The following is a 26,617-nucleotide window of genomic DNA, read 5'->3' on the forward strand; positions in this document are numbered from 1 at the left end:
ACATTAGGAAGTATAAGCAAAACAACGTCATCAGCCCTAGGGCTTGGCGGCAGCCCAATCACTCTAATGAAGAAATAGCTGAATGAATGGCACAGGTAAGAAAGCATTCACTGCCGTATCTCTTCAAGCTTATGCAGCAGCTCATCTCTTTTCCATGTTTTATCAGGATTCAGCCAGCGGCCATTATAGAAAAACGAAGAACGGCGTATGCCAAAACATATCGCTTTGCATAATTCAGAGAAGCTGATAGACCCTGCTTTCCAGTGGCGCAGAAAATAAACGAGAATAGAAAATGTGTTTCTCGGGTCAAGATAAATGATTTCTGTTTCGTCCCCGTATTTATTGCGAATATCACGGTAAACGATCCCGATCTCTTCCATTTCCTCACGAACGTCTTTAAATGTATCGTGCATACTGATGAACCCGTCATCAGTAATTCCGCCGCATCAATCTCCGCCAATGTGAGGTGTCATGCGGATGACCATTACTTCATCTTTCATACGCTCTCTCCTTTCCAAAAAAGGATCGAGCACGTATACTTTATTATAAGTATCTCGTCTAAATTGAGAAGAAGTCAAATGTTAATGTTTTTAATATGTAAACTTTATTAAAATTTAAGTTGACATATGAGCCGTCTTGTTTTACATTCTCCATATACTTATCTTAGGAGGACGTTGAGAATGAAAACGAGAAATATGATGTATGTGGCTATGTTTGCAGCAGTAGTCGGGGTTCTTGGATTAATGCCGCCAATCCCGCTTCCATTTACACCTGTACCAATCACAGCGCAGACACTCGGTGTCATGCTTGCTGGTTCTTTACTTGGTGCAAAACTTGGGGGAGGAAGCATGCTTCTCTTTTTAGCATTAATCGCAGCAGGGATGCCGATTCTTTCCGGCGGACGCGGTGGTCTTGGTGTATTGTTTGGCCCAAGTGGAGGCTACATCCTATCTTGGCCGCTTGCAGCATTTCTCATTGGGTTTATGATGCAAAAAGCCCAGCCGACCTTAAATTTAGCGAAAGCGATCATCATTAATATTGTCGGCGGTATCTTCGTTATACACGTTTTTGGAATTATTTATCTTGCTTTTATTACGAATATTTCTTTATGGGCCGCGGCTGTGTCATCCTTAGGATTTGTGCCGGGAGATACAGTAAAAGCGATCGTTTCCGCCACTATTGCTGTAAAAATTGCGAAAAGCCATCCTTCTTTATTAAAAGGAAACAATAAAGAAGAACAATCAGCGAAAAAAGCTGGCTAAGAGAGGAAGGAACGAAACATGTCGATTGCCGCTTCGTTTGTGAAAAACGCAGAAACAAATCCTGGAAAAACAGCTGTCTCCACACCACACAGGTCCGTAACGTATGGAGAGCTTCATGAAAAAACAAATCAAGCAGCAAAAGCGCTGCGGCAGATTCCTGTAAAAAATAAAAAAGATACACCGCCTAAAGCCGCTGTACTGCTTTCAAACAGTATAGAGTTTGTAGAATTATTTTTAGGCGCAGCGAAAGCAGGCTGGCTTGCGGTGACGTTTGATCCGAAATGGTCAGATAAAGAGCTTGCCGCCATTATAAAAGAGACGATGCCAGAAATTGTTTTTATCGAAAAGCAATTTACACATATAAAAGACGAAATCCCTGCCTCTATCGAAGTGATTGTGTTAAGAGGAAAGGAAGCACCCTTTCTAACCTATGAACAATGGCTGGAAAACAGCAAAACAAATGACATTGATTTACCGGAAGTGACGGGCAGCACCTTGTTTTACATGGGATTTACATCAGGAACCACCGGTCTGCCAAAAGGGTTTATGCGAACCCATCGTTCCTGGACGGAAAGTTTTCAAGAAGGAGATAAAGAACTAAAATTACAAGCATCTGATCATATTTTAGTGCCAGGGCCGCTTGTTCATTCGCTGTTTTTATTTGCTGCTCTTCATGCCCTGCATCGCGGAGCTGTATGCTTTCTTGAAGAAAGCTTTCAGGCCGAAGCCGTTATCAAAAGAATAAACACGCAGCATATTTCTGTCATGTACGGAGTGCCGACGATGTTTGAAGCAATCGCTCAGCGTTTAGAGCAAGGAGAAACAAAACCAGGTACGCTCCGAACATGTATAGCGTCTGGTGCGAAAATGGCGCAGCACCGAAAGACAGTGTTAGAAAAAACATGGACAAAAGCTGAATGGATTGAATTTTACGGCGCATCAGAACTCAGTTTTGTCAGCATCCTGCACCATAAAGATCGTTTTAGAAGTAAAAATGCGCTAGGGTTTCCTTTTTCTAATGTAGAAGTGTCGGTTCGAAATGAAAAGGGAGAAGAAGTGGAACCCGGACATATTGGAGAATTGTTTGTACGAAGTCCGATGGTGTTTGCCGGATATTATCAACAGATTGGTTCAAATCCTGAAGCATTTATTTCTTCAGGAGATTTAGTACAGCAGGATGAAGACGGGTTTTTACACCTTGCCGGCCGCAAGAAAAACATGATCGTTACCGGCGGATTGAACGTATACCCAGAGGAAGTAGAAGAAGTGCTGACAGCAAGTCCAATGGTAGAAGACGCAGTTGTTACCGGGATAGAAGATGAATATTGGGGAGAAGCGGTTGCAGTGTTACTTGTGGCTAAAGATCATGTGCAAATAGAAGATAATATCAAATCTTTTTGTAAAAATCATCTTGCCAGCTACAAATGTCCCCGTTATGTTATGACAGCCGATAAAATCCCGCTCACAACAAGCGGAAAGCCATCTAGGCAAAAAGTAAAAGAGAAGATCGAAAAACAATTTCGGTTAGAAGGGCAAGGTCAGTTACAATGAACAAACCAGTAATCGTAAGTGCAAAACGTACACCGATAGGAAAAGTGGATGGCATTTTACGAAACACAGCACCAGAACAAATGGCAAGTACTCTTATTCAACACGTTGTCCGGGAAAATGATATCGATCCTGCTGCGATAGATGATGTGATCTTAGGAAATGTTGTCGGACCAGGCGGCAATATCGCCAGGCTTTCCCTTCTAACATCAGGCCTTCCGGTATCCGTTCCTGGAGTAACAGTAGACCGCCAGTGCGGATCAGGCCTTGAAGCAATCAGCATGGCAGCACGGTTTATCCAAGCAGGAGCAGGTGATGTTTACATCGCCGGCGGCACAGAAAGTACGAGTCTGGCACCTTGGAAAATGGAACGGCCGAAAAATTTGTATAAAGGAATGCCGCGGCTGTATGAAAGAGCTCGTTTTTCTCCGGACAGCATAGGGGACCCTGAAATGGGAGAAGCAGCAGAAAATGTAGCCAGGGAATACGGGATTTCCCGCAAGGATCAGGATCAGTATGCATTAGAAAGCCATCAAAAAGCTTCGGCTGCAGCAGAAGAAGGGCGATTTGAAGAAGAAATCGTCTCCGTGTCAGGCCTAAAACAGCAAACCGATGAATGCCCGCGCAAACGAACAAGCTTAAAAATGTTAAACCGCTTGCCAGCATCTTTTGTGGAAAATGGAACGGTAACGGCTGGAAATTCCTGTCCATTAAATGATGGAGCCTCCGTTGTTTTAATAATGTCAGAAGAAAAAGCACGCGAATGGGATCTGCAACCGCTGGCAGAAGTAATCGATACGGTAACGGCCGGAGTAGATCCAAACGTACTAGGGATTGGACCTGTACCTGCAGTAGAGAAATGCTTGCGGCGAAATGGTATAACTATCAATGATATTGATGTAATGGAATTTAATGAAGCTTTTGCCTCGCAAGTGCTGGCATCCTTGCGAGAACTTAAAATGCCGCTTGAAAAAGTGAACGTGAGTGGAGGAGGCATTGCACTTGGACACCCCTACGGTGCTTCAGGAGCTATTATTACGACTAGACTTATGACCGAAATGAAAAGACAGCACGCCGAAATAGGCCTCGCCACGATGGGTATCGGCGGGGGGATGGGAATAGCATGTCTTTTAAAAAAAAGATAAATATTTCTTATCGAACAGCCCGGATCGTTTATGCAGAAACGGTCCGGGTGTTTTTGGTGAAAAATGCCATTTTTTCAATTATGTTAAGAATGTTACAGTATAGTTAAGAGCACAAAAAAGGGGGAAACGTACGTGATACAAATAAGAAAGTGGGCGATATCAGCATGTATTGCTGCACTCCTAGCACCAGCCACAGCAAATGCTGACTCTCATCCGTTCATCGATGTAAACAGTGAATTTTGGGCACAAGAAGAAATAGAGTTTCTGGCTGATGAAAAGGTGGTTACCGGCTACGACGACGAAACGTTTCGTCCGAATGATCCGGTAAAACGCAGTCAAGCAGCGTCTATGCTTGTCGAAGCACTGGAACTAGAAACCGAAGATCGACCGACACCAGATTTTATAGATATTCAAGAAGATTTTCATGCTTTTGACATCGTCGCAGCTATTCAGGATGAAGGAATTATTCGTGGGAATGATGGTTATTTTCTACCTAATGAAGCGATGACGCGCGGACAGATGGCAGCTGTGCTAAATCGTTCTTTTCCCATTTCAGCAGGCCCGGAAGCTGTTAAAACATTTAAAGATATAGAGGAAGGCCATACTTTTTATACAGATATTCAAGCGATAGCAGAAGCCAGAATTACAACAGGCTACGAAAACAATACGTATCGACCAAATGATACGCTTACTAGAGCGCAGTTCTCCGTGTTTCTAGCACGAGCATTAGCACCTGAACAATTTATTGATGAAGCAGAACGTGAAACGTACGCCAATTCACGTTTCAACTTTGAAGTGACGCACCCTGCTGATTGGCCCGCTGGTGAAGAAGCAGCGAACGGAGATGGAAAGCTTCTATATGAATCAGATGAAAATCAAATTAGAGCTTATGCCACTCATTATATGAATGACCAGGCCCCTGATATCTCAGAGTATCGTTCCATCATTTTAGATAACGGCAATGGCTATTACAAAGAAATAGAAAAAGACAATACGGTTGAATTTGATATGTTCAGACTAAAAAACGATATAGAATACCATCTAAGTGGAGAAGTGTCTCTTTCGTTCTTTGAAGAAAACGAACAAGAAATCAAAGAAACCATTTTAAGTTATGAAGTGGTGGATGACGCCGTGCAAGAGAAAGCAGAAGCAAAAGCGGCGGCAGACGAAATGGTTGAAGCGTTAAAAAATAAAAATAGCGAGAATTTCGCCTCTTTCGTACATCCAGATAATGGAGTAAGGTTTTCACCTTATGCTTATGTCGATCCAGAAAACGACCAGCACTTTTCTGCAAAAGAAACAGAAGGGCTGTTCGAAGAGGACACAGAGTATTTGTGGGGCCATTATGATGGTTCCGGACACCCGATAGAGCAGGATTTCTCTAGTTATTACGAAGAATTTATTTATGATCGTGATTTTCTCAACGCTGAAGAAACATCAGTGAATGAGAGAATCGGACAAGGAAATACGATAGACAACAGTCAAGATGTTTATCCGGAAGCATTTATAGTTGAATACTATTTTTCAGGTGACGAAGAGGAATACGCAGGCATGGATTGGAAATCGCTTCGAATAGCGGTAGAAAAGCATGAGGGAGAATGGTATGTTGTCGGAGTTATCCATGATGAATGGACCATTTAAATAGAAAAAGAGGCCGGCCCGAAAAGATAAGGGGGCCGGCTCCTTTCTTGTCTTTAAGAAAGTTTAACTTCATTAAAGGATTAAAGTATAAGAAAAACTAAGGATTTTTCCATTAAGGTCTTGGCAACAAGCCTAGTCTTTCTAATACTTTTAGGAATGTTTAAAAAGCATAAGAAAAACTACGACTGCTGCCATAAGGACTCGGTGGCTGGCCTGACTCATGTATTCTGCTTACATTTCTTTAACAAGATCCCTAATTGTTTCTCCTCGCGGCATAGGGCCAATGGAAAGCTTGCCGTTTTTGCCAGTCTCTGCGAGAGTCATGCAGCTTAAGCCTGGCTTTCCGTTTATCATCATATTACACGTGGCGCAAAGGCCGGTTCGGCACGAATAGCGGTATGCAATAGTTGGGTCGTGATATTTGTAAATATCTTCGACCACGTCTAACACAGTCATCCCTTTTTTATACTCCATGTCAAAGTTGTCGGTTTGCCCTTCTGATCGTTTGATTTCTACTTTCATGCATGTCACTCTCCTCTCACCGGACAAAGGGTACATTGCAGCAAACCATTACTTGATGTCACGCAAGTATGGGAAGCATCAGGGTTTTGAGCTGGAAAGTCATTATTGTAATGAGCTCCTCTGCTTTCTTTTCTTATATTCGCCGCTGCTGTTATAACTTTTGCTGTGCGCAGCATATGAGAAGCTTCGATGAAGTCGAGCACTTCCCTAGAATAGCTGTCTTCAGGATTGGTGATGGAAACGTCATCGAACGCCGCTTCTATTTTCTCAAGCTTTTTGTCTGCTTTATTTAGTCCCTCTGTCGTTCGAATCACATTCAAATAGTTATCCATTATATTTCGGATGTTATTTTTTATATCAAGTGGACGGAGGCTGCCTTTTGCTGAGGTAGATAGTTTTTCTAATAATGATTCGGCGTGATCGGGCAGCACTGGCTGATTCTCAAGCATCGTTTCTTTAGAAAAAGATGCTGCTGCTTCTCCTGCTCGTGCTCCAAACACAAGACATTCAGATAAAGCATTGTTTCCGAGACGGTTGCCGCCATGCAATCCGCCGGATGTTTCTCCAGCCGCATATAATCCTGGTACATCTGTAGAAGCATCGCTGTTTATTTGTATCCCCCCCATAATAAAATGGGCAGCCGGGCCGACTTCGGCGCACTCTGCAGTCAGGTCTACCCCGCGGTTGAGACACAACGAATATTCATGCGGAAAATAAGATTGTATGGCTTCCAATTGGTCTCTTGCATCAAGCCAGACGCTCCGATTTGACGAGCAGTGTCCGGCTGCTATTTCTTTGCCGATTGCAATGGAAAGTTTGTCTCTTGTTGTATTTTCCAACGTTTCTGGTTCATACCTTTCCATAAAACGCTCTCCTTGAGCATTATAAAGTTTGCCAAGGTGGTAAAAGCTCATGCATAATCCATCGAGGGAAGCGGGCTTCATTAAGCTTACCGGATAAAATTGAAGCTGTTCCATGTCAATAAGAGATGCTCCAACACCTAGACCTAAGGAGAAACCGTCTCCTGTTGCCTGCACCGGATTGCTTGTAATGGAATATAACTGTCCGATTCCGCCTGCAGCTAAAATCACAGTTTTGCTTTGAATGAAATACGGTTTATTTTCTCGTAAGTCATAAACCACTGCCCCGCACACTCTGCCATTTTGTTTTAGAAGTTCAAGTGTTATAACATCGCTCCAGCGAGTAAGGCAGTCTTTTTTCTTAGCGGCTTTCGTCAATGTTTGTAATAATCCAAGTCCGGATTTTCCTTTTTTCGCGCTGATGGAGCGGGGAATAGTATGGCCGGATGTTAAGGACACGGCAACTTCTTTTGCTTCGTTTTGATCGAGTTTCAGTCCCCACTCGTTCATTTCTCGGAGCCGCTTTTCAATATCAGTGGTTAATGCCCCAATTAGAGAAGGAACGCTTAAACCGCGTCCGCTTTCATAAATATCTTTTCCATATGCTGTTGGACTGTCTTCTGGGACAGACCATGGGCCGATCCCGGCAATTTGCACCGCTCCCACCGTCGAACCGCTCTTTCCAAATGCTCCTTTATCAATAACGAGGACATCTGCATCTTGTTGGGAGGCATAAACGGCTGCGGCAAGTCCAGCAGCTCCCGAGCCAATCACAAGTACGTCAGTTGTTGTATGTTCCATGTTCTGAGCACGCTTCCTTTGTAAAATATTATTGTTGTTTTAACATTTGCATGATTCTAGAAAATAGTCAAATGTCTTAGATGGGCAAAATGTACCCTTCTTTTGACGAATAGGATGGTTACAAATGAGGAAAAGTGAGAGAAAGGGAATTATTTTCTGTTACTTTCAAATTAATAAAGGAATCGTACTTGCTTTATCGAAAAAATATACTATCATGTAATTAAAAGGGGGATTACATATGAGTGATGCAAACGTGAAAAATGGTCTGGAATCCTTGCCGGAAGTAGAGAGAGAAGTGTATTACTTCATGGAGAAAGAGTATGAATTGTTAGAGCAGGCAGGCGAGAAATACGACGAAGCCGAAAATGATACGTATGTTGAAAAGAAAGCAAGCAAAGCATTTGATATTTCTGAAGAAGAAGCAGGGAATATTTATGCAAGAGCTGAATCCCAACTAAGACGCCATCACCTTTATCAAGCATCCGAATAATCGGGTGCTTTTTTTAAAAAGGTAAGAAATTATAAATAGTTGGCGTTTTACATGTCTAGCGCAAGCGCCTACTCGCTCGAGATTCCTTCGGTTCGTCAATGAAAAGCAAAGATCAGCTTTCCATATGCGCCCCTCCAGGACTTGTCGCTCGTGAGCAAGGCGCTTGGGCTTTTCTTATGGGAATGTTTAACTTTGTTAAAAGGATAAGCAAAACTACTACCTCTTCCACCAGAGGATTCCAAGGAAGGCCGAACTTTTCTAATTTTGACCAGCTGCCAATTACTAAAAAACTAAAAAAGAGCTGCCCCAAATTGGGACAGCCCTCCCCAGGAGATTAGCAGTCGTTGCAGTTTTCTTCACGGTTGCCGCGGTTATTCAGGTTGTCAAGATCGTCTTGAAATTCTGATTCACAAGCAAATTCCGTGTTCATGTTGTCCATGTGCAATTCACGCTGATGATTTTGGTTTCGTTTTCGGTTCGCCTTGTTAAGCTCCCGATTTTTCTGATCTTGTCGGTTTTTATTCTCACGATGTGCCACTTATCATCATCTCCTGTAAGCCGCTTTCCCTTCAATCAGCATAATGCTCATCAAACGAAAGCAGAAGTAGAGGGAATGTTTTGCCCTCGTTTTATAAGATGTACTGCTGCTTCAGTAAAAAACCATGTAAATTTTTCAAAAATAATAATATAGGACTTTTGTAATGAAATACAGAAAAGTAAATATTGCACTCCACTAGACCCATGACTTTTGGTATACTTCCGTTTGGACAGAAAAAGGAGTGGAAATATGAAGAAGAAAATGTTTACGATTAGAAAGAAATTAATCATTAGTTTTTTATTGGTCGGTCTCATTCCGCTTATTGTTTCATCTATGTTTATTTATCAATTAAGCAGCAATGAAATGGTGGCAAAAGAAAGAAATGCCATGGAAAACATTTCGTTAAGTACAGCAGAAGGGTTAGAACAATGGCTTGATAAAAGGCTGGAAGAAGTAAAATTAACAGCGCAAACGGAAAATATTATATCAAATGACTTGGACGAACGGTTAGGGTTGATGAATTATGTGAAAGAACAGGATGCTGCTTATGAAACCGTCGTTTTTACAGATCCTGAAGGAATCGTTCGTGCCCACACTTCTTCCGAAGAAATCGGTTCATTAGATTTGTCAGAGCGAGATTATTTTCAAAACGGTATGCAAGGAGAAGATTCCATTTCCGATGTTCTTACTTCCAACTCGACAGGCAATCGGATTGTCGTCGTTGCCACGCCTGTAATGGATGATGATGATAATATTATTGGGGTAATGAGTGCATCTCTTAATTTTGAAGCACTAGTGGAGCAGTTTTTAACAATGACAGATGAAAACATGGAAGGGGCAGAAGCTATACTAATTGATAAGCAAAATATTATTCAGCTCCATCCAGAAGAAGAACTCATAGGACAAACGGTAGAAGAAGCTGGTTTCAATGAGAATGTCGTGTCCATATTTGAAGAAGGAAAAACGTCAAACGGCGCTTCTGAACTGAAAAATAACGGCGAAGCAGCGGTTATGTCGTATGCTCCTGTGACACAAGCAGGATATGGTTTATATTTAGCAACGCCGATGGACCATATTTTATCAGTGACAGATCAGATCCAGCTTTTTTCCATTATTATTCTTGCTGCAGCAAGTATCCTTCTCGTATTAGCAGCTGTGTTGGTCGCTCGAAAAATCAGTAAGCCTGTCCAAATCATCACGGAAAAAGTGAAACGGGTGGCGCAAGGCGATTTATCAGAAGATCGTGCTGTCATCCACACACGCGATGAAGTAGGGGAATTAGCTTATCACTTTAATAAGATGACAGAAAATTTAAAAGCCATCATACAGCAAGTCGAACAAAATGCGGAATTAGTCAGCTCTTCTTCTCAACAATTAAATGCGAGCGCTGAACAATCAAGCCAAGCGTCTGAAGATATTACAACATCGATTCAGCAAGTCGCAAGCGGAGCAGAAACGCAAAAAGTCCAATCACAGGACAATGTAAAGGCATTAAAAGAAATAACCGACGGAATTCAGCAGATGGCATCTTCAGTAACAGACATTGCACAGACATCAAGCCTTACACTGGAAAAAGCAGAAGAAGGCGGCAAGTCCGTTCAAAATACATATCATAAAATGGAATCTATTCTTGGGGCGGTCGAAGAATCCAATAAGGTCAATCAGGCCCTAGGCCAACGATCTCAAGAAATAGAAAAAATATTAAATGTGATTTCCGATATAGCAGAACAGACGAATCTGCTTGCTCTTAATGCAGCGATTGAAGCAGCAAGAGCTGGTGAACACGGTAAAGGTTTTGCGGTCGTTGCCGAAGAAGTAAGAAAGTTAGCGGAAGAATCCCAGCAATCATCCAATCAAATTGCCAGTATTATTAGAGACATTCAAACAGATATGGCTGAATCCTCCGAATCCACTAAAAACGTAACCAAAGAAGTAGAAGATGGAATGGAGGTTGTTAATGAATCAAGAGAAAAATTTGAAAACATTCATACGTCCACACTTGAAGTGGCAGAACATATAGAACAAATGGCTGCTTCATCAGAACAATTATCTTCTAGCAGTCAAGAAATATCGGCGGCATTTGAAGAAATGAACCGTATTTCAGAAGAAGCGTCAGCTAGCACGCAAACGGTAGCAGCTTCGTCAGAAGAACAACTCGCCTCGATGCAAGAAATCGATTCTTCTGCTCAATCGTTAAGTCAAATGGCGGCTGAATTACAAGAAGTCGTTAACCAGTTTAATCTAAAAAAAGATAATACGAAATGATAATAAAAAGCTATCTAAAGGGGAGTTCCCCTTAAAGATAGCTTTTTACTTTTATTGAACTGCATCTTTCGCCATAAAGAATTTTGTCAAATGGATAATTTCTCTTTATTATTTGATCTCCAGGTCCGAGTCAGTGGTTGTACTTGAGAACAAGAACTTCTTTTTTAATAGGTAAGAAATTATAAATATTTGGCGTTTTACATGTCTAGCGCAAGCGCCTACTCGCTTGAGGTTCCTGCGGTTCGTCAATGGAAAGCAAAGATCAGCTTTCCATATGCCGACCCTCCAGGATTTGGACAGGGCGCTTGCGCTTTTCTTACAAAGTGTTTGGGCTTTTTTCTTTGTTTTTTAGCTTTAATAAGCGAAGTCCGTTTAAAGTAACAAGTAAGGTAGCTCCCATATCGGCGAAAATAGCAATCCACAGCGTCAGCCATCCTGGAATAACGAGCAGGAGGGCGAGCAGTTTAATACCAATTGAAAAAACAATATTCTGCTTAATAATGCGGAGTGCTTTGCGGCTGAGCTGTACCGTAAATGGAAGTTTTTCTAAATCATCTGCCATAAGTGCCACATCGGCCGTTTCAAGCGCCGTATCGGTCCCGGCACCACCCATCGCAATTCCTATTGTTGCATTGGCCAAAGCAGGAGCATCATTAACCCCATCTCCAACCATTGCTACTTTCTGGTTTTTTTTCATCATGTTTTTAATCACATCAAGTTTGTTTTGAGGCAGAAGTTCGGATTGAACATGTTTGACTCCTGCAATTGTACCGATCGCTTGGGCTGTCTGTTCATTGTCTCCCGTTAACATGACCGTTTCTTTTATACCTAATGCATGCAGACGCTGAAGAACAGCTGGGCTTGAGCTCCGTATTTCATCTGCCACAGCTAGAACTGCCGTTATTTTCTCATTGGTTCCCATTACCATCACGGTTTTACCTGTTGTTGTCCATTCTTCCATGAACTGATTGACATGATCTGTTAATAATGCTTTATGGAAAAAAGATGGCTTCCCGACATAATACATAGTGCCGTTAATGCGGCCTTGAATGCCGTTTCCAGTAATCGATTGAAACGCTTCTACGTTTACGTTTTTGTAATCAATCTTTTGCTCATTAGCCTGTCTTGTGACTGCTGCAGCAAGCGGATGCTGGGAATGATTTTCTAACGCTGCCAAATAAGAAAACATTTCTTCTTGATCGTCAGCGAAAATAGCAATGTCAGTAAGAGAAGGGACCCCATACGTCAGCGTACCGGTTTTATCAAATGCGACTGCTCGAATAGCTCCCATTTCTTCTAAATAGACGCCGCCTTTTATAAGAACACCATTTTTTGCAGCATTGCCAATCGCTGTTACGACAGAGACTGGAGTAGAAATAACGAGTGCACACGGACAGCCGACGACAAGAACAGCCAGCCCTTGATAAATCCAAATGCTCCACTGTGCTCCGAATAATAAAGGAGGAAAAATGGCAACGAAGAAAGCAGCCGCTATAATTGCAGGCGTATAATACTTAGCAAAGCGGTCCACAAAGGCTTGCGATGGTGCTTTTTCAGCCTGTGCTTCTTCGACGAGGTGAATGATTTTAGCAAGCGTTGTATCTTCCGCGCGTTTGGTAACTTCTATTTCTAAAAAACCTTCTTCATTAAGCGTACCTGCAAAAACATCATCTCCGGATTGCTTTTCAGCTGGAACCGATTCTCCGGTAATGGCTGCTTGATTAATCGTAGAGACGCCTTTTGTAATACGTCCGTCCATGGCAATTTTTTCGCCGGGTTTGACAAGCAGCGTGTCTCCAATTTGTATATCATCCACTGGTATGACAGCTTCTGTTCCATCTCGTCGTATAAGCGCTTCATTCGGTGCAATCTCCATGAGTGACGTAATCGATTGCCGCGCTTTATCGATCGAAAACCGCTCAAGCGCTTCACTAATCGCAAACAAAATAACAACAACAGCACCTTCTCCGTATTCACCAATCAGCACCGCTCCAATAATCGCCACCGTCATTAATGTTTTCATATCAAATCGCAGGCGAAAAAGGTTGAAAAGTCCTGTCCGGAACAAAGAATGACCGCCAATAACAATGGAAGAAAGATAAGCGAGAATCGTATAAAGATGATGTTCTCCAACAAACATATGAGAACACACACCAGCTGCCAACAGCAGTAAAGAAATCATTAAGGATGCATGCTTTTTCCAAAAAGGCTCCTTTTTAACCGGCGTTTGATCTTTTTCATGACGCACGGCTATATTTTCAAAGGCACCGGCTTTTTCCAGTTTTTCGACAGATACGTCTCCATAAACGGTTAACTTAGAGGCGCCAAAATTCACATCTGCACTGTTCACACCATCCAGGTGCTTCACGTTTTGCTCAAACGTGTCTGCGCAGCCTGCTCAGGTTAAGCCTTGTATGCGGTAAATTTGTTTTTTATCAGTATCAGGCACGAAGCTCACCCCCCTGGGCATTTGCACAATCAAATGAATATTTGAATATATTCTCATGTTACTCAAATAGATGTTTGAATGTCAATGAATTTGAAAGGAAAAATATGAGCATCTTCATAGGGAAGAGAGCCCTCTGCTGCAGAATATTAACGTGCGTAAAAAGATGTTCGTTTCGATAATAAATTTGAGCTAAAACGTTCCTCCTTTAGAAAAACATCCGGAAAGGTTCCGGATGCTTTTGAAACTGGATGCTGCTGTTTTACAATTCATGTACATCAATCGAAGCGCCGTTTTCAAAGGTTTGTTCAAATAATAACTTGTCCATTTTTTCCGCCACTGATTCTGGAGAAAGGAGTTTACCTTCATCTTTATAAGATTGGAACGTTTCGACGGCTTGAAAATCTTCTTTTGAAAGAGAGCGAATGTTTTCTTGCATCGGTGTATCAACAATACCCGGAGCAAACGATAAAAAACGTACAGGGGAGGCTTTGTTCTCTTTTTGTTCAATCGCACAAGTACGTGTGAACATATCCAACCCGGCTTTTGTCGAACAATATACACTCCAGCCGTGCATCGGATGATGAGCTGCCCCTGAAGAAACGTTTAATATTGTTTTAGGAACGTCAAAAGAAGGGCTTGCTTTCACAAATGAAGATGATAAAATCATCGGAGCGAGCAAGTTTAATTGTACGGCAGCTTCGGCTTCTGCTGACCCCCATTTGTCTGCAGGAGCAACTGGCTCCACCATCCCGGCATTGTTAATTAACGTAAGAGAAGAAACGGTTTCTTGGTTAATGTTTTGAAAAATAACCGGAAGAATCGCTTCCACTTGATGTCTATCCGTTAAATCGCAGGAAAAATGATCAAGTGAAGCCCCGGTTTTGCGAGCTTTTTCTGCTAAAGATTCGTCTTTTGTACGAGAAATAGTATAAAGATGGACATTGTCGTTTTGTAAAAAATGCTGCGCCGCAGCGAGCCCAATCCCGTGAGACGCTCCGGTAAGAATAATGTGATCCAATTTTAGTACCTCCTAAAAAAATAGTAGTTTATTACTGTAGCAAAAAGGGAATGAAAGGAAACTAAACAAAGGTATCTCCACATATTGTTTCCTTCTTTGTATAATGAATTAGACATCTAACTAAATCAAACCATTACATTTTCAAAGGTGAGTGATAACCATGAACTTAGCATATCAAGAAGGACAGGATATGAAAGCATTTTTGACGGAAAATAAAGATCAGTTTGAACATGAATTACTGCAAGAGGCAGTGAATGTGAGAGAAAAAATCGAAGAAATTCAGCTGATCGGCAATATTAATCTTATAGATAATGCTCACAAATTAGTAACATATGTCGTTGAACAAAAAGAAGCAGAACTCATTGAATTTTCAAGGCAAGAAGGAGTAGCATGGGCAAGGTACAAGTTAACCTTAACTTTTAAACTCGAATGGGTGCAGGCGATAAGAAGAACACTGTGGAAATTCCTGCAATTCTATAGTCATTTGAAGGACAATAGCAGTGACGACACGGATGATTTTTTTGTGTTAGAGAAAAAAATTAATGATTTCATCGATAAATTCCTCAATTCTTTTTTTCTCAGCTATTCTAAATACAAGGATAAATTGATTGAATCGCAAAGCAAATTGGTGGAAAACCTCTCTGTACCGATTATTCCTGTTACAAGCGCCATGTGTGTTCTGCCTTTAATCGGAACGATCGATGAATCAAGGATGAAAACAATTGAAGAAAAAGTATTGATGGAAATAGGTGAAAAACGGATTCAAACGTTAATCTTAGACCTATCTGGAATCGCAGACATGGAAGAAGCCGTCGTCGATCATTTAATGAAAGTCATTGAAGGCGTCTCCATCATGGGAAGCAAACCGATTATTACAGGCGTACGCCCTGAAGTGGTAAGAAAAATGATTGATTTAGGAATTAACCTAGAAAAAAAAGCAGAAACAAAAGGAAGCCTTCAACAAGCGTTATCTGACTTTTTTATAACGTCTTCAGCTGAAAAATAACGAAATCCTCTGTGAAATCAACTGGTTGTCATTTGACATGATAGAAGATGGACAAGCAACGATGCCTTTGAGAGGGCTTATATAGAAAGTGGAAGGGGCCTGGTTATATACTTGCGCTCCAATTTCAATCGCCCCTTCTCATTTTTAAAGAACCATCATTCAATGTTTTCATCGAATGCCTCAGGTGATTGAAAAAGGAATTTTTTTCTGCCAACTCTTTTCATTCCTAACGTCATCATTGCTGGTTTTCTTGCTCATTGCCGGACGAAGAGCACAAATCTATTATAAGCTTCATACCCTTAATGAATCGATTCCAAACAAATAGATGGTCATAATGCTTAGACTAGTATTGTAATAAAATGAATCCTATTATTTTATCCGGCGTGCTGACGCTGAAGTGTTAACTGCAGCGGTCCTCAGCCATCAAAGCGAGTTATTTGTAGTGAAAATGGCGAGTAAAAGAGAAGTATCGGCGAGTAAAAGTGCAAAGTCGTCGAGTAAACCAGATAATTCGGCTAGTATTGTAAAAGAATGGAAATGAAATCATCCGGCAAATTCAGAGCCATCATTCCATCTGGCTTATTCTCTTTACTCCAAACTCTAAATTGACCCTCATCAGTCTGAATAATACACCCATTGTTAGTTCTCCCTTTTTTCCTCCCAAATCTGTATACGTTCTTCATGACTAACCTCTTTATGTACTTGATGCAGCATCCATATATAACCAAAGGGATCCATGAATATGGCGTTCGATACTCCGTAGTCAGAAATCTCAGTCACCGGTTGCACCTCTGTACAACCTAAATCCATCGCATTTGCATAGGTCTCTTTAATATCTGGGACAGTAACATTAACCCAACTAGTTTTAGGGTCGTCAGGATTTGGTGCGATCAAATGGAATTCTGGGTTTTCATCTAACATATGAAAGTGAACGTCGTATAGGATAAAAACTGCCTCATTTTCACCACGAGGAAAGTTTGAAACCTCCACACGCTCGATATCAAATATATTTTCGTATAATTCCAATGCTTTTAAGCTATCTTTCACCACCATATTAATTTCTACCCCAACCATAATGAACACACTCCTTTTATAAGTTAATAAATATTCTATACCTCACATTTTACCTAGTTTATTAATCAAAGTATACAACTTCAATATTAATAACACAGTAATTATGATTTTCTTATTGTACTATACTGCCCATTATCTACAGTATAATTTTCCATCGTTTTCAGCGTATTTAGAGAAATAAACATAGCTGATTATTAACCTTGCGGAAGGATTATATACAGTAATTATTTATATATTCACGTACACAAAAACAAACACAAACATACTCAGTGGTTGATCCGTTCTATTCTCCTCATGATTTCATTCGTGTGCTTCTATCAAATTTGTGCTTTCTATATATAAAAAAGATGCACTTAACAATTGAATCACAAAATAACTCCATTTCCCTATAAAAAAGTGGAACGGGGTTCACTTTTTTAAGATTTTCTTAGTTTGTTGATTGGAGCCTGCTATCGAGAGGAAGAATCTATCATGAAAGAAATCGAATTCGCTTAAACAATTACATTAATCGTAAAAAATACTGTTAGTAAATCTTGAAAAATTAATGTAAAACATTCATCCAAGTGGGGATGTAACACCAAGTCGAGAAGATATTCAAGTTGCTGAAAGAAGCAAAAAGAAATATAGCAGGCAACTAGAAAGAGCGAGTTCTCCATACAGTGGGTTCAACCGGCAAGGATAGTCCCAAATGGTGAGTAAAAGCCTCGCAATGGCGAGTAAAAGAACAAGAACGGCGAGTAAAAGTATGAAGTCGGCGAGTAAATCGCTGAATCCGGCTAGTATTGTAAAAAAATGGAACTTAGGAAACTATGCAATCAGCAAAACAAAGTGGATATCTCTACCATTCCAAGTGATTTGACGAATAAACTGCCGGTGTCTGTTCAAAATCGCTGCTTTTTTGATTCATTGTCTTCAAATTTCTCGGCATCTATGCTTCGCAGATCTTCAGGCACATAAAAACAGAGCGGGAGGCCCATTTCGACCGTACCATGAAGGACCACATTTTCCAGAGATGTGCCATCCACTCTGAAAGGTAAAAAAATGGGCATGACTCCTGAAACAATCCCATTTTTTTTCAACTCTATTCCACTTCTGTTAAAAACGTATAGGAAACAGTGCCTTTCACGTTTTCATATGACCAATCAGCAACGACCTCATAAACATATTCTCCTGTCTTCTCCGGTAATGTAAAAGAATGGTCTTTCAACGATCCTTCCGTATTCCGCCCATCCTCGTTCCATATGTACAAGGTCAACTGCGGTTTATGTTCGCTGTTAAACGTAATCTCTGCTTCGGTTTCAGGTTTAAGCGCTATGGCCTCCATAATGTCGGCGATTTGCATCGGAGAAGGAGCATCAGTTTGAACAGCCTGACTATCCCCGTCATCATTTGTTTGAATCCACTCGTATCCCCCGCTTTTCATTCCATGCTGCGTATTATTCATTTCTACTGTTCCAGTAGGTATGGGCGGCGGAAAAGGGTCCTCACTGCGGTTAGATGTTTCAAGCACGCCGCATCCAGAAAGCAATATCGCTACTCCAAAAAGGAAAGAGTATACGGATTTGATTCTCATCACCCCCTTTTTACTCTTAGACGTTAAACCCTCATGTATTGGTTTCATTTTTTGGACGTTTACATACATTTTGCTATATTCATTCAGACAAAGGCTGTCCTAAAAAAGGATAGGAATCGGCCATAGAGAAACAATAGGTTTGTCATGATACGTGCGACAAAGTTAGTTTTCATTGTTATTGAAGCATCACCATGAGGTAGCCTAAGATGAAAATAGTCTCAAGTTATTATTTTTAATACTTACTATAAACTTTCCTAAAGGCTTCCGCCATTTGACTTGGCGGTAAGCCAGAATTTTTAAAGAAAGGAGAAAACAATGGCTCAATCAAATGCTAAAGTTGCAATACAGAAGTTTGGAAACTTCCTCAGTTCTATGGTTATGCCCAACATTGGTGCTTTCATTGCCTGGGGGTTAATTACTGCGTTATTTATACCAACTGGTTTTATTCCAAATGAAAGCCTTGCCAGTTTAGTGGACCCAATGGTTACCTATCTGCTGCCTCTTTTAATTGGTTATACAGGAGGTAAACTGATCCATGATCAGCGCGGCGGTGTGGTCGGTGCGATTGCGACGATGGGGGTTATCGTCGGTGCACCGGATACGCCGATGTTTTTAGGTGCTATGGTTATGGGACCGCTTGGGGCATTTGTTATTAAAAAATTTGACCAGGTGATCGAAGGAAAAGTGAGAGCGGGATTTGAAATGCTCGTAAACAACTTCTCCTCTGGTATACTTGGCGGGGCTCTTGCGATTCTGGCGTTTCTCGGTGTAGGACCAGCCGTTGATGCGTTTACAGAAATACTCGTTGCAGGTGTGGACTGGCTCGTTATGGCCGGATTACTTCCGTTAACAAGTATTCTCATTGAACCTGCTAAAATTCTCTTCTTAAATAATGCGGTTAACCATGGGGTGCTCTCCCCCATCGGTCTGGAACAGGTGCAGCAAGGTGGAAAATCGCTTCTGTTCCTATTGGAAGCAAATCCAGGTCCAGGTCTAGGTGTCCTGTTAGCTTTCATGCTGTTTGGAAGAGGAACGGCAAAACTGTCAGCTCCAGGAGCTGCAATCATCCATTTTTTTGGCGGGATTCACGAGATTTATTTTCCGTACGTGTTAATGAAGCCGATGTTGATTGTATCTGTAATCCTTGGCGGAATGAGCGGCGTGTTTACACTGGTACTATTAGGCGGAGGATTGGTTGCGCCAGCATCTCCTGGTAGTATTATTGCAATTACCGCGGTTACTCCTCCAGAAGGGATGGCTTATATCGCGAACTTCGCAGCAGTTATCGTAGCAGCGGTCGTGTCTTTTCTGATTTCTGCTGTAGTACTGAAATCAAGCAGAAAACAGGATGAAGATATCGATGAAGCGACAAAGAAAATGGAACAAATGAAAGGAAAAGAAAGTTCGGTCGCTGGACAAGTATCTGCTAGTAAAGGCACAATGCCAGAAGATGTAAATAAAATTGTGTTTGCTTGTGATGCTGGCATGGGATCCAGTGCAATGGGGGCGTCTCTTCTTCGTAAAAAAGTAAAAGCCGCCGGCCTGGATGCTGCGGTAACAAACACATCGATCAGCAACCTCCCAGCTGATGCAGAAGTCGTGATAACACAAGAGGAATTAACAAACCGGGCCAAAAATAAACTGCCGGATGCTTATCACATATCCGTCGACAACTTTTTATCAAGTCCAGAATACGATAAGCTTATTGCCGGGATGCAAGGCGGTATAACAGAAGAACAAGCAGAACTTGTGGAAGAATCGGAAGAAGATGCCGTAGACACAGAACCTCATATGGATGAAGATGACGATCTGCTACTCGAGGAAAACATCTTCATCGGCCAAGAGTTCTCTACGAAAGAAGAAGCGATCCGATTTGCAGGAGAGGCATTAGTAAAAGCGGGTTATGTCGAAGAAAATTATGTAGATGCGATGATAGAACGAGAAGAAATCACCTCTACGTATATGGGCAATAACGTTGCGATTCCGCACGGCACCGAAGACGCTAAAAAAGCTGTCCTTAAATCCGGTTTTACCGTCGTACAAGTTCCAGACGGAGTGGACTTTAACGGCGAACAGGCGAAATTGATCTTCGGTATAGCAGGAAAAGACGGCACTCACTTAGAAATCCTATCCGGCATTGCCGTCATTTGTGCTGAACAGGAAAATGTCGATAAAATGATAGAAGCCAAAACGGCAAAAGAATTAAAAGAAATGATCAACAGCAAATAAGTAATGAAAAAGAGAAAGGCGGGTTATCCTGCCTTTCTGTTCTACATTTTATACGTATAACGAAGACCTCGGCGCAGCCAAGTTTTTTTAAAAGGTAAGAAATGATAAATAGTTGGCGTTTTACATGTCTAGCGCAAGCGCCTACTCGCTCGAGATTCCTTCGGTTCGTCAATGGAAAGCAAAGATCAGCTTTCCATATGCCGCCCCTCCAGGACTTGTCGCTCGTGAGCAAGGCGCTTGAGCTTTTCTTATTGGGTAATATAGTCTACATTTTGGCGTTTTTGATGTCTAGCTTCAGCGCCCAGCCGCTCGGGATTTCTTCCCTTTCGACTCCGGGCCGCAGGCGACCCTGCGCGAAAGCTCCAGAACCTGTCGCGGGCTCCCAGGATGGGAGTCAGTTCGGCGTTGTCACAGGACGTGACGCTCGTAGCCGAACTTCCTTCTTTTAAGGCGCTTGCGCTTTTCTTATAAAGAAAGGAGTGTTCGTATTGGTTATTACATCCAGAGAAAAATCCATTATTGATTTAATCGTAAGAACCTCTGGGAAGCATACGGTTCACTCTCTTTCTGCTTTTTTACATGTGAGTGTAAGAACGATTCAAAGAAACCTGAAGTCGATAGAAAAAATTTTAAACGAATATGATTTAACGCTGAAATATACCGAGAATGAAGGACTTTTTATCGATGGGAAAAATGAACATATATACAAACTAATACAAAACATAACGGATGTTGACCCCATTGATGAAACGCCTGAAGAAAGAAAGCTCAGTTTACTGGTTACATTACTTCATGAAGGCCCTTCTTTTAAAAAGCAGGTGCTGGCCAAGCAGCTCGGGGTAAGCACTGCCACTCTAACAACTTATTTGGATGATTTAGCAGACTGGTTAAGTAAATTTTCTATTACCCTTACGAGAAAGAGGGGAGTAGGGGTAGAACTCTACGCAGATGAAGCCAGCAAACGCCGGGCACTGGCAAGCTTCGTTTTCGTTTACTTTTATGAAGACATCATAGAAAACTTGTATGTGCTGCAAAAAGGGAACTATTTAAAAGAACCTGTTCTTGGGTATTTTTCACCTGAATACTTGTTAGCGGTTGAACAAATAGTGAATCAAACGTTGAATAATGAACGGACAAAATTAATCGACAGCGATTATATTGGATTGATCGTTCATATATGCTTGTCGCTGCAGCGAACCGAAGCTAATTTTGTTTTGCAGGATGATCACACGGAAAAGGAAGATACAAATGAATACAACGTGATGGAAACAATATGCAAAGAGTTGAAAGAAAGATTTTCGGTTCCGTTAACGAGCAGTGACATTCATTTTCTAACGGTTATTTTAAAAGGTTCTAAAGTACAAGCTGAAGGCGCCATCTATTACGACAGCATCCTGCTCGGCCAGCTGATTAAAAACGTTATACAAGATGTTTCCGCTCAGCTGCATGTCGATTTGTCTGATGATTTTTCATTGTATCAAGGTTTACTCGCACACATGGAGCCTTCGATCTTTCGGTTAAAACAAGAGATGGAATTGTTCAATCCGTTAACCGAAGACATTAAAAGAAAATACCCGGTGCTATTTATGGCTGTGAAAAAAAGTTTGGAACATGAATTTAACGATATTGATTTTCCAGATGACGAAATTGCCTTTATCGTTCTCCATTTCGGTTCAGCCCTTTTGATGAATGAAGAAAAAGTAAAAATAAATGCCGTCGTCGTCTGTCCAACAGGAATTGGCGCGTCGAAAATGCTGGCCAGCCGTATTCAAAAAGAGCTTGCCGAAATTAACAATGTGGACATTTTATCAATGAACGATTTTCACTCTGCCAATCTCGAGCAATATGATATCATCCTTTCTACGGTAAGACTGCCATTTACTGATGTAGAATACACGTTGGTAAGCCCGCTCTTAAGCGACAAAGATATAGGATTCATCAAAAATCACTTACAAAATAATGTAGAAAAACTGACGAGAAAAAAACAATATTTAAAACCAGCTATACAACGGGAGCCAAAAACTTCTTACCACGCATCCGAAGTACGAAATCTGCTGCAGGAAATTAAAGAAGTTCATTTCAGCATGGAAGCCATTCTCAACAATTTCCGAGTATATCGAAAACAGGAGGCAGAGGGTCATAAGAACGTTTTAAAAGAAATGGTTGAACAAACAGAGCAAGATGGGCTTATTCAAAACTCGAATAATGTCATGCGGCAGCTCGAGGAACGGGAGAAAAAAGGAGGTCTTGGGATACCGAACACCAATATGGGCTTATTTCACTGCCGTGACGAAAGTGTACAGGAGCTGATATTCCAGGTCTCCCATTTAGATGAGCCGTGTAAAGTGAAAGGGATGGACGACGGGGAAGTACACATGAAAAGCCTGCTTTTAATGCTAGCCCCCGTAAACTTGAGCAAGAGAGAACAAGAAATACTTAGTATTATCAGCACAAGTTTGATTGAAAATAACACATCTATGATGATTTTCTCATCGTCAAACGAAGCGATGATTCAAAAGAAATTAGAAGGTTTATTTTTAGACTATTTACAACATAATTTGATAAAGGAATGATAATGGTGAAGCAAACCGTTCATCTTGGAGCAGGAAATATTGGAAGAGGCTTTATCGGTGCATTATTTTCCCAATCGGATTATCATGTAACCTTTGTCGATATCAACGAGCAGCTCATTAATAAAATAAATGATGAAAAAAGCTATCAAGTCACATTAGCTGCCGAAAAAAAAGAAACTATAACCGTCGATAATGTGACGGGGTTAAATAATCTAACTCAAGAACAAGATGTCATAGAGGCCATTCAACAATCCGCTTACTTGACGACGGCGATTGGCCCGAATATTTTACCAAAAATTGCCCCGTTAATGGCCCGCGCTATATCCAAGCGCGTCCGTTCAACCGATGAGAAGCTGTATGTGATTGCATGCGAGAACCAAATCGGTGCGACAGACATGTTAAAAAAGCATATACTCGATCATCTTGACGAAGAAACGAAAGCTAGCCTCGAAGAAAGGGTATATTTCTTTAATTCTGCTGTGGACCGGATTGTTCCGATTCAGGAGGACGACTCACTGGATGTGCTGGTGGAGCCCTATTATGAATGGGTCGTGGAAACAAAGGAAAGCATTCCGCCAGTTAAAGGAATGAAGATGGTGGAGGATCTTGATCCTTTTATTGAACGAAAGCTATTTACCGTCAATACCGGCCATGCCGTTATTGCTTATCTTGGCTACCTGAAAGGAAAATCCACCATAGATCAAACGCTCGCCGATGAAGAAATAGCAGAGCAGGTCAAGGAGACACTGAAAGAAACCGGTGCCTATTTAGTAAAACAATATGGTCTTGATAAAGAAGAGCATGAGCGTTATATAACGAAGAATATCGAACGCTTCAAAAATCCGTATTTGAATGACAGCGTTACAAGAGTAGGACGCGCCCCCATCCGCAAACTAGGTCCTGAAGACAGATTGATTCGACCAACAACAGAATCACAAAAAGCAGGCCTGCCTTACTCGAACCTCGCAAAGGCAATCGCTGCAGCGCTCTTGTTCGATGATCCAGAAGACGAACAAGCAGTGGAAATCCAGGATATGCTGAAGAAAAACGGCCCTCGGCATGTTCTAAAAAAAGTGAGCGGGCTAGGTGAAGACAGCGACATCACCAAAGAAGTTATTAAGCAGTATGAGGGGTTAAAAGGGTAAATAAGATACTTGAGAAACGCAGGAGGCTGCCGAAAAAATCGGCAGTCTTTTTTTAAAAGGGAAGAAATTATAAATAGTTGGTGTTTTACATGTCTAGCGCAAGCGCCTACTCGCTCGAGCTTCCTTCGGTTCGTCAATGGAAAGCAAAGATCAGCTTTCCCTATGCCGACCCTCCAGGACTTGTCGCTCGTGAGCAAGGCGTTTGCGCTTTTCTTAGGTGTGCCACATATACACACTTTCTTTATGATTCCGTGAAGAAAGTATAGTAACAGCTAGCTAAAGTCGGCAGCGAACCTCACTTTTAATAAAAAAGAGGTAACCGCCATGTACGGGGGAAGCGCGGTGGTCGGAGGTTAACACCTCCAAAAGGATCTAATCTTTTAGGTGAATTTATTTGAACAGAAGCACCGTAACGATGGTGGAAGTTTTTTCTCATCTATTTTATTACAAAACATTTACAGAACTATTTATTAGTGGTACTTTAGAAAAGGTACAAAATGGAAAATGATCTAGTTAGTTTGTTAGGGATTCGTTAGATGGGTTTCCCGTCGATTACGCCAAGGGTTCAGCGAAGACAGTGGGGGATGTCTCCATTGGTGGCGGATACACATTCATCGAAGAAATAAAGTGAGCAGAAGTGGAAGATGAACGAAGACGGGGGTTATATTATGAAATGGTTTATTATCACATCCGCAGCAGCGGCGATTATCGTATTATCCGCTGCAGGGTTCTTTGTTGTACATTTTATGGATAACACCACAAAAAAATCAGATGGAGGAATGATGAAAGCATCCGAATCAGTCGTGCAGTTTAAAGAAAACCAAGTTGGACCAGAAGAAGACATGTTTGTTGAAGAAACAATCAGCGAAGCACATGTCTTGTTAAATGACATTACTGGTTACGGCGACCATACGAAATATTCGAAAGTAAATAATAATATAGACGCCTATGAAGAAAATTGGGAAGACATTTCACTTCATTTGGAAAAATATTCAACTTTAGCGTTGGAAGCGGCAGAAACGATAGAAGATGCTACCCTTAGAAAAGATGTTGAAAACTTTGCAGCTTTAGCTTGGTATGCACAAGAAACATATAATTATGATGCGTTGTTGTACTCCCACAGGGTTATTCACGACCTTGACGTGGCTTTCAACAATGAAAACAAAGCTAGATTTTGGAATTCAGTTAATATCGCACTAGATGAAGGTGAATCTACTAATAATAGTGAGAAAGTCGAAGAAATTGTTGAAAAAGTAGAGATGGATCAATAAGGCGACACGGATTAAAACGAGATAATTGGGGGTCGGTCTTTTAAAAGAGAAAGAGGGATTCGATATTCATTATGTAAGCTATGAAACTAACAAAAAATGTGACACGGAGTTTGATTTCGAAGCTATTATGACAGATATAATTGAGAGAAACCCTGAAAACACAATGCTCGTGAACATTACTTCAACGAAGACATTCATATTGTAGTTGAACAGATAGACGGAAAGGCTTTAACCGCCGTATATCAGAACTCTTCCTAAACGTAGTCATGAAGAAATTGAAGAAAAGTATAATTTTGAACGATTAGAACCATGAAGCCGAACCTAAGAAAACATGTATGCGAAGGGGGATATTGATGAAATTCGTTCAGGCATTAAAGCCAATGAAATCGAACGAACTTTTTAGTTTTAGAATATTTATATTGACGATGATTACATTTTTAGTGCACTTAGCTTTAATGTTTTCAATAGGTGGTTTTCCTGTGGACTATGCGAATAATTCGGCCAGTACGGTGCGGGAATCTGCTTTGACGATGGTGTTGATTGTTTTCTTCATATATCTGATATTTGTGTTCGTTCCTTCGTGGTATATTTTCAGAACACAAATTCCTTTGCTTGTGAAATATACATTTATAATTATGTTCCCAATTTTCATATTCAGTGCGTGGGAAACCAACTTTTCAAACGTAAACAATTTCATTCAATATTTTCGAACAAACAAAATGGCTTCGACTTATATGATTTACACGTTGCCTTTACTTTGCATAATTGAAATATACGGAAGACTTCACAAAATGTGTGAAAGAAAAGCGAAAGCAGAATCCGAATAAACGAAAGGGGAATTCGATAGCGTTTCAGAACGCTTGGAACCTGAATGATGGGTTCGTTATTTTTTGCAGAGATGTTTATTCTGACGCTATTAGTCTTGACTTAGCTGCTAACTGTTCGGTTAATTACGAAATTTTGGCGGCATATAAGCGCAATTTTCCCTTGCGTATAAGCGGTGTTAACCGTTATAATATTCAATGTGCACGAAACAAATGAAAGTTGTTTCTTCGACAATTTCGTTGAAACGTTGATTTTCCACCTACTTAATGTCATATAACGTAACGTTCCGTTAGCTCAGTTGGGAGAGCGCCACCTTGACAGGGTGGAGGCCGCAGGTTCGAGCCCTGCACGGGACACCATAAACAAAAACGCTGAACCCCTC

22 protein-coding genes and 1 tRNA gene are annotated in these 26,617 nt (G+C 41.2%); 14 read left to right on the forward strand and 9 right to left on the reverse strand.

Going from position 1 to position 26,617, the window contains the following annotated elements:
• Positions 1–107 precede the first annotated feature (107 nt).
• Positions 108–413, reverse strand: coding sequence for a hypothetical protein (locus tag FZF09_RS08720; RefSeq protein WP_158736194.1), 306 nt, complete (start codon positions 411–413; stop codon positions 108–110).
• 267 nt (positions 414–680) lie between these two features.
• Here FZF09_RS08720 and FZF09_RS08725 point away from each other — a divergent pair, with 267 nt between their 5' ends.
• From FZF09_RS08725 to FZF09_RS08740, 4 genes are all read left to right on the forward strand, one after another.
• Positions 681–1,262 carry a biotin transporter BioY gene (locus FZF09_RS08725; RefSeq protein ID WP_158736195.1) on the forward strand — a complete coding sequence of 194 codons (582 nt, stop codon included), beginning with the start codon at positions 681–683 and terminating at the stop codon, positions 1,260–1,262.
• Positions 1,263–1,280: 18 nt separating this feature from the next.
• Positions 1,281–2,813 carry an AMP-binding protein gene (locus tag FZF09_RS08730; protein ID WP_158736196.1) on the forward strand — a complete coding sequence of 511 codons (1,533 nt, stop codon included), beginning with the start codon at positions 1,281–1,283 and terminating at the stop codon, positions 2,811–2,813.
• Positions 2,810–3,955, forward strand: coding sequence for a thiolase family protein (locus FZF09_RS08735; RefSeq protein ID WP_158736197.1), 1,146 nt, complete (start codon positions 2,810–2,812; stop codon positions 3,953–3,955). Before FZF09_RS08730 ends, FZF09_RS08735 begins: the two co-directional genes overlap by 4 nt.
• Positions 3,956–4,087: 132 nt before the next feature.
• Positions 4,088–5,596 carry an S-layer homology domain-containing protein gene (locus FZF09_RS08740; RefSeq protein ID WP_158736198.1) on the forward strand — a complete coding sequence of 503 codons (1,509 nt, stop codon included), beginning with the start codon at positions 4,088–4,090 and terminating at the stop codon, positions 5,594–5,596.
• A gap of 231 nt (positions 5,597–5,827) precedes the next feature.
• Here the strand turns inward: FZF09_RS08740 and FZF09_RS08745 are convergent, their stop codons facing one another.
• Together FZF09_RS08745 and FZF09_RS08750 are read right to left on the reverse strand one after the other, a co-directional pair.
• Positions 5,828–6,118, reverse strand: coding sequence for a 2Fe-2S iron-sulfur cluster-binding protein (locus tag FZF09_RS08745; protein WP_158736199.1), 291 nt, complete (start codon positions 6,116–6,118; stop codon positions 5,828–5,830).
• A gap of 5 nt (positions 6,119–6,123) precedes the next feature.
• The gene (locus tag FZF09_RS08750) at positions 6,124–7,779 is read right to left on the reverse strand and encodes an FAD-dependent oxidoreductase (protein WP_158736200.1); all 1,656 of its coding nucleotides are present in this window, start codon (positions 7,777–7,779) and stop codon (positions 6,124–6,126) included.
• 238 nt (positions 7,780–8,017) lie between these two features.
• Here FZF09_RS08750 and FZF09_RS08755 point away from each other — a divergent pair, with 238 nt between their 5' ends.
• The gene (locus FZF09_RS08755; protein ID WP_158736201.1) at positions 8,018–8,269 is read left to right on the forward strand and encodes a hypothetical protein; all 252 of its coding nucleotides are present in this window, start codon (positions 8,018–8,020) and stop codon (positions 8,267–8,269) included.
• 334 nt (positions 8,270–8,603) lie between these two features.
• Here FZF09_RS08755 and FZF09_RS08760 read toward each other — a convergent pair whose 3' ends face one another.
• Positions 8,604–8,807 (reverse strand): hypothetical protein, encoded by a 204-nt coding sequence (locus FZF09_RS08760; RefSeq protein ID WP_158736202.1) that lies wholly within the window; start codon positions 8,805–8,807, stop codon positions 8,604–8,606.
• Positions 8,808–9,056: 249 nt separating this feature from the next.
• Between FZF09_RS08760 and FZF09_RS08765 the strand changes: the two genes are divergently transcribed.
• Positions 9,057–11,072 carry a methyl-accepting chemotaxis protein gene (locus FZF09_RS08765; RefSeq protein ID WP_158736203.1) on the forward strand — a complete coding sequence of 672 codons (2,016 nt, stop codon included), beginning with the start codon at positions 9,057–9,059 and terminating at the stop codon, positions 11,070–11,072.
• A 201-nt stretch (positions 11,073–11,273) separates the two neighbouring features.
• A complete protein-coding gene (locus FZF09_RS08770; protein WP_158736204.1) occupies positions 11,274–11,453 on the forward strand; it encodes a hypothetical protein in 180 nt (59 codons plus the stop codon).
• On the opposite strand, the gene FZF09_RS08775 is transcribed toward FZF09_RS08770, so the two are convergent.
• On the reverse strand, positions 11,389–13,542 hold the full coding sequence (locus tag FZF09_RS08775) for a heavy metal translocating P-type ATPase (RefSeq protein WP_158736234.1): 2,154 nt from the start codon (positions 13,540–13,542) through the stop codon (positions 11,389–11,391). The two genes, FZF09_RS08770 and FZF09_RS08775, sit on opposite strands and share 65 nt — an antisense overlap.
• Before the next feature lie 238 nt (positions 13,543–13,780).
• Positions 13,781–14,539 carry a (S)-benzoin forming benzil reductase gene (locus FZF09_RS08780; protein ID WP_158736205.1) on the reverse strand — a complete coding sequence of 253 codons (759 nt, stop codon included), beginning with the start codon at positions 14,537–14,539 and terminating at the stop codon, positions 13,781–13,783.
• 160 nt (positions 14,540–14,699) lie between these two features.
• Here FZF09_RS08780 and FZF09_RS08785 point away from each other — a divergent pair, with 160 nt between their 5' ends.
• Positions 14,700–15,545, forward strand: coding sequence for an STAS domain-containing protein (locus FZF09_RS08785; RefSeq protein ID WP_158736206.1), 846 nt, complete (start codon positions 14,700–14,702; stop codon positions 15,543–15,545).
• A gap of 639 nt (positions 15,546–16,184) precedes the next feature.
• Here FZF09_RS08785 and FZF09_RS08790 read toward each other — a convergent pair.
• The 3 genes from FZF09_RS08790 to FZF09_RS08800 all read right to left on the reverse strand — a co-directional run bounded on the left by FZF09_RS08790 (position 16,185) and on the right by FZF09_RS08800 (position 18,192).
• Positions 16,185–16,619: a VOC family protein gene (locus tag FZF09_RS08790; protein WP_158736207.1), complete on the reverse strand. Its 435-nt coding sequence runs from the start codon at positions 16,617–16,619 to the stop codon at positions 16,185–16,187.
• A gap of 881 nt (positions 16,620–17,500) precedes the next feature.
• Complete coding sequence (locus tag FZF09_RS08795) at positions 17,501–17,698, reverse strand: hypothetical protein (RefSeq protein ID WP_158736208.1); 198 nt, start codon at positions 17,696–17,698, stop codon at positions 17,501–17,503.
• A gap of 2 nt (positions 17,699–17,700) precedes the next feature.
• Complete coding sequence (locus FZF09_RS08800) at positions 17,701–18,192, reverse strand: hypothetical protein (RefSeq protein WP_158736209.1); 492 nt, start codon at positions 18,190–18,192, stop codon at positions 17,701–17,703.
• 315 nt (positions 18,193–18,507) lie between these two features.
• Here FZF09_RS08800 and FZF09_RS08805 point away from each other — a divergent pair, with 315 nt between their 5' ends.
• The 6 genes from FZF09_RS08805 to FZF09_RS08830 all read left to right on the forward strand — a co-directional run bounded on the left by FZF09_RS08805 (position 18,508) and on the right by FZF09_RS08830 (position 26,594).
• A complete protein-coding gene (locus FZF09_RS08805) occupies positions 18,508–20,421 on the forward strand; it encodes a PTS mannitol transporter subunit IICBA (protein ID WP_158736210.1) in 1,914 nt (637 codons plus the stop codon).
• A 488-nt stretch (positions 20,422–20,909) separates the two neighbouring features.
• On the forward strand, positions 20,910–22,994 hold the full coding sequence (locus FZF09_RS08810) for a BglG family transcription antiterminator (protein ID WP_158736211.1): 2,085 nt from the start codon (positions 20,910–20,912) through the stop codon (positions 22,992–22,994).
• 5 nt (positions 22,995–22,999) lie between these two features.
• The gene (locus tag FZF09_RS08815) at positions 23,000–24,139 is read left to right on the forward strand and encodes a mannitol-1-phosphate 5-dehydrogenase (RefSeq protein WP_158736235.1); all 1,140 of its coding nucleotides are present in this window, start codon (positions 23,000–23,002) and stop codon (positions 24,137–24,139) included.
• A gap of 89 nt (positions 24,140–24,228) precedes the next feature.
• On the forward strand, positions 24,229–24,405 hold the full coding sequence (locus FZF09_RS08820) for a hypothetical protein (protein ID WP_158736212.1): 177 nt from the start codon (positions 24,229–24,231) through the stop codon (positions 24,403–24,405).
• 402 nt (positions 24,406–24,807) lie between these two features.
• The gene (locus FZF09_RS08825; protein WP_158736213.1) at positions 24,808–25,410 is read left to right on the forward strand and encodes a hypothetical protein; all 603 of its coding nucleotides are present in this window, start codon (positions 24,808–24,810) and stop codon (positions 25,408–25,410) included.
• Positions 25,411–26,518: 1,108 nt separating this feature from the next.
• A tRNA-Val gene (locus FZF09_RS08830) sits at positions 26,519–26,594 on the forward strand.
• The last annotated feature ends 23 nt before the right edge of the window (positions 26,595–26,617 follow it).

Origin of the sequence: Alteribacillus sp. YIM 98480 (assembly GCF_009765375.1) — a bacterium.
Classification (GTDB): domain Bacteria; phylum Bacillota; class Bacilli; order Bacillales; family Marinococcaceae; genus Alteribacillus.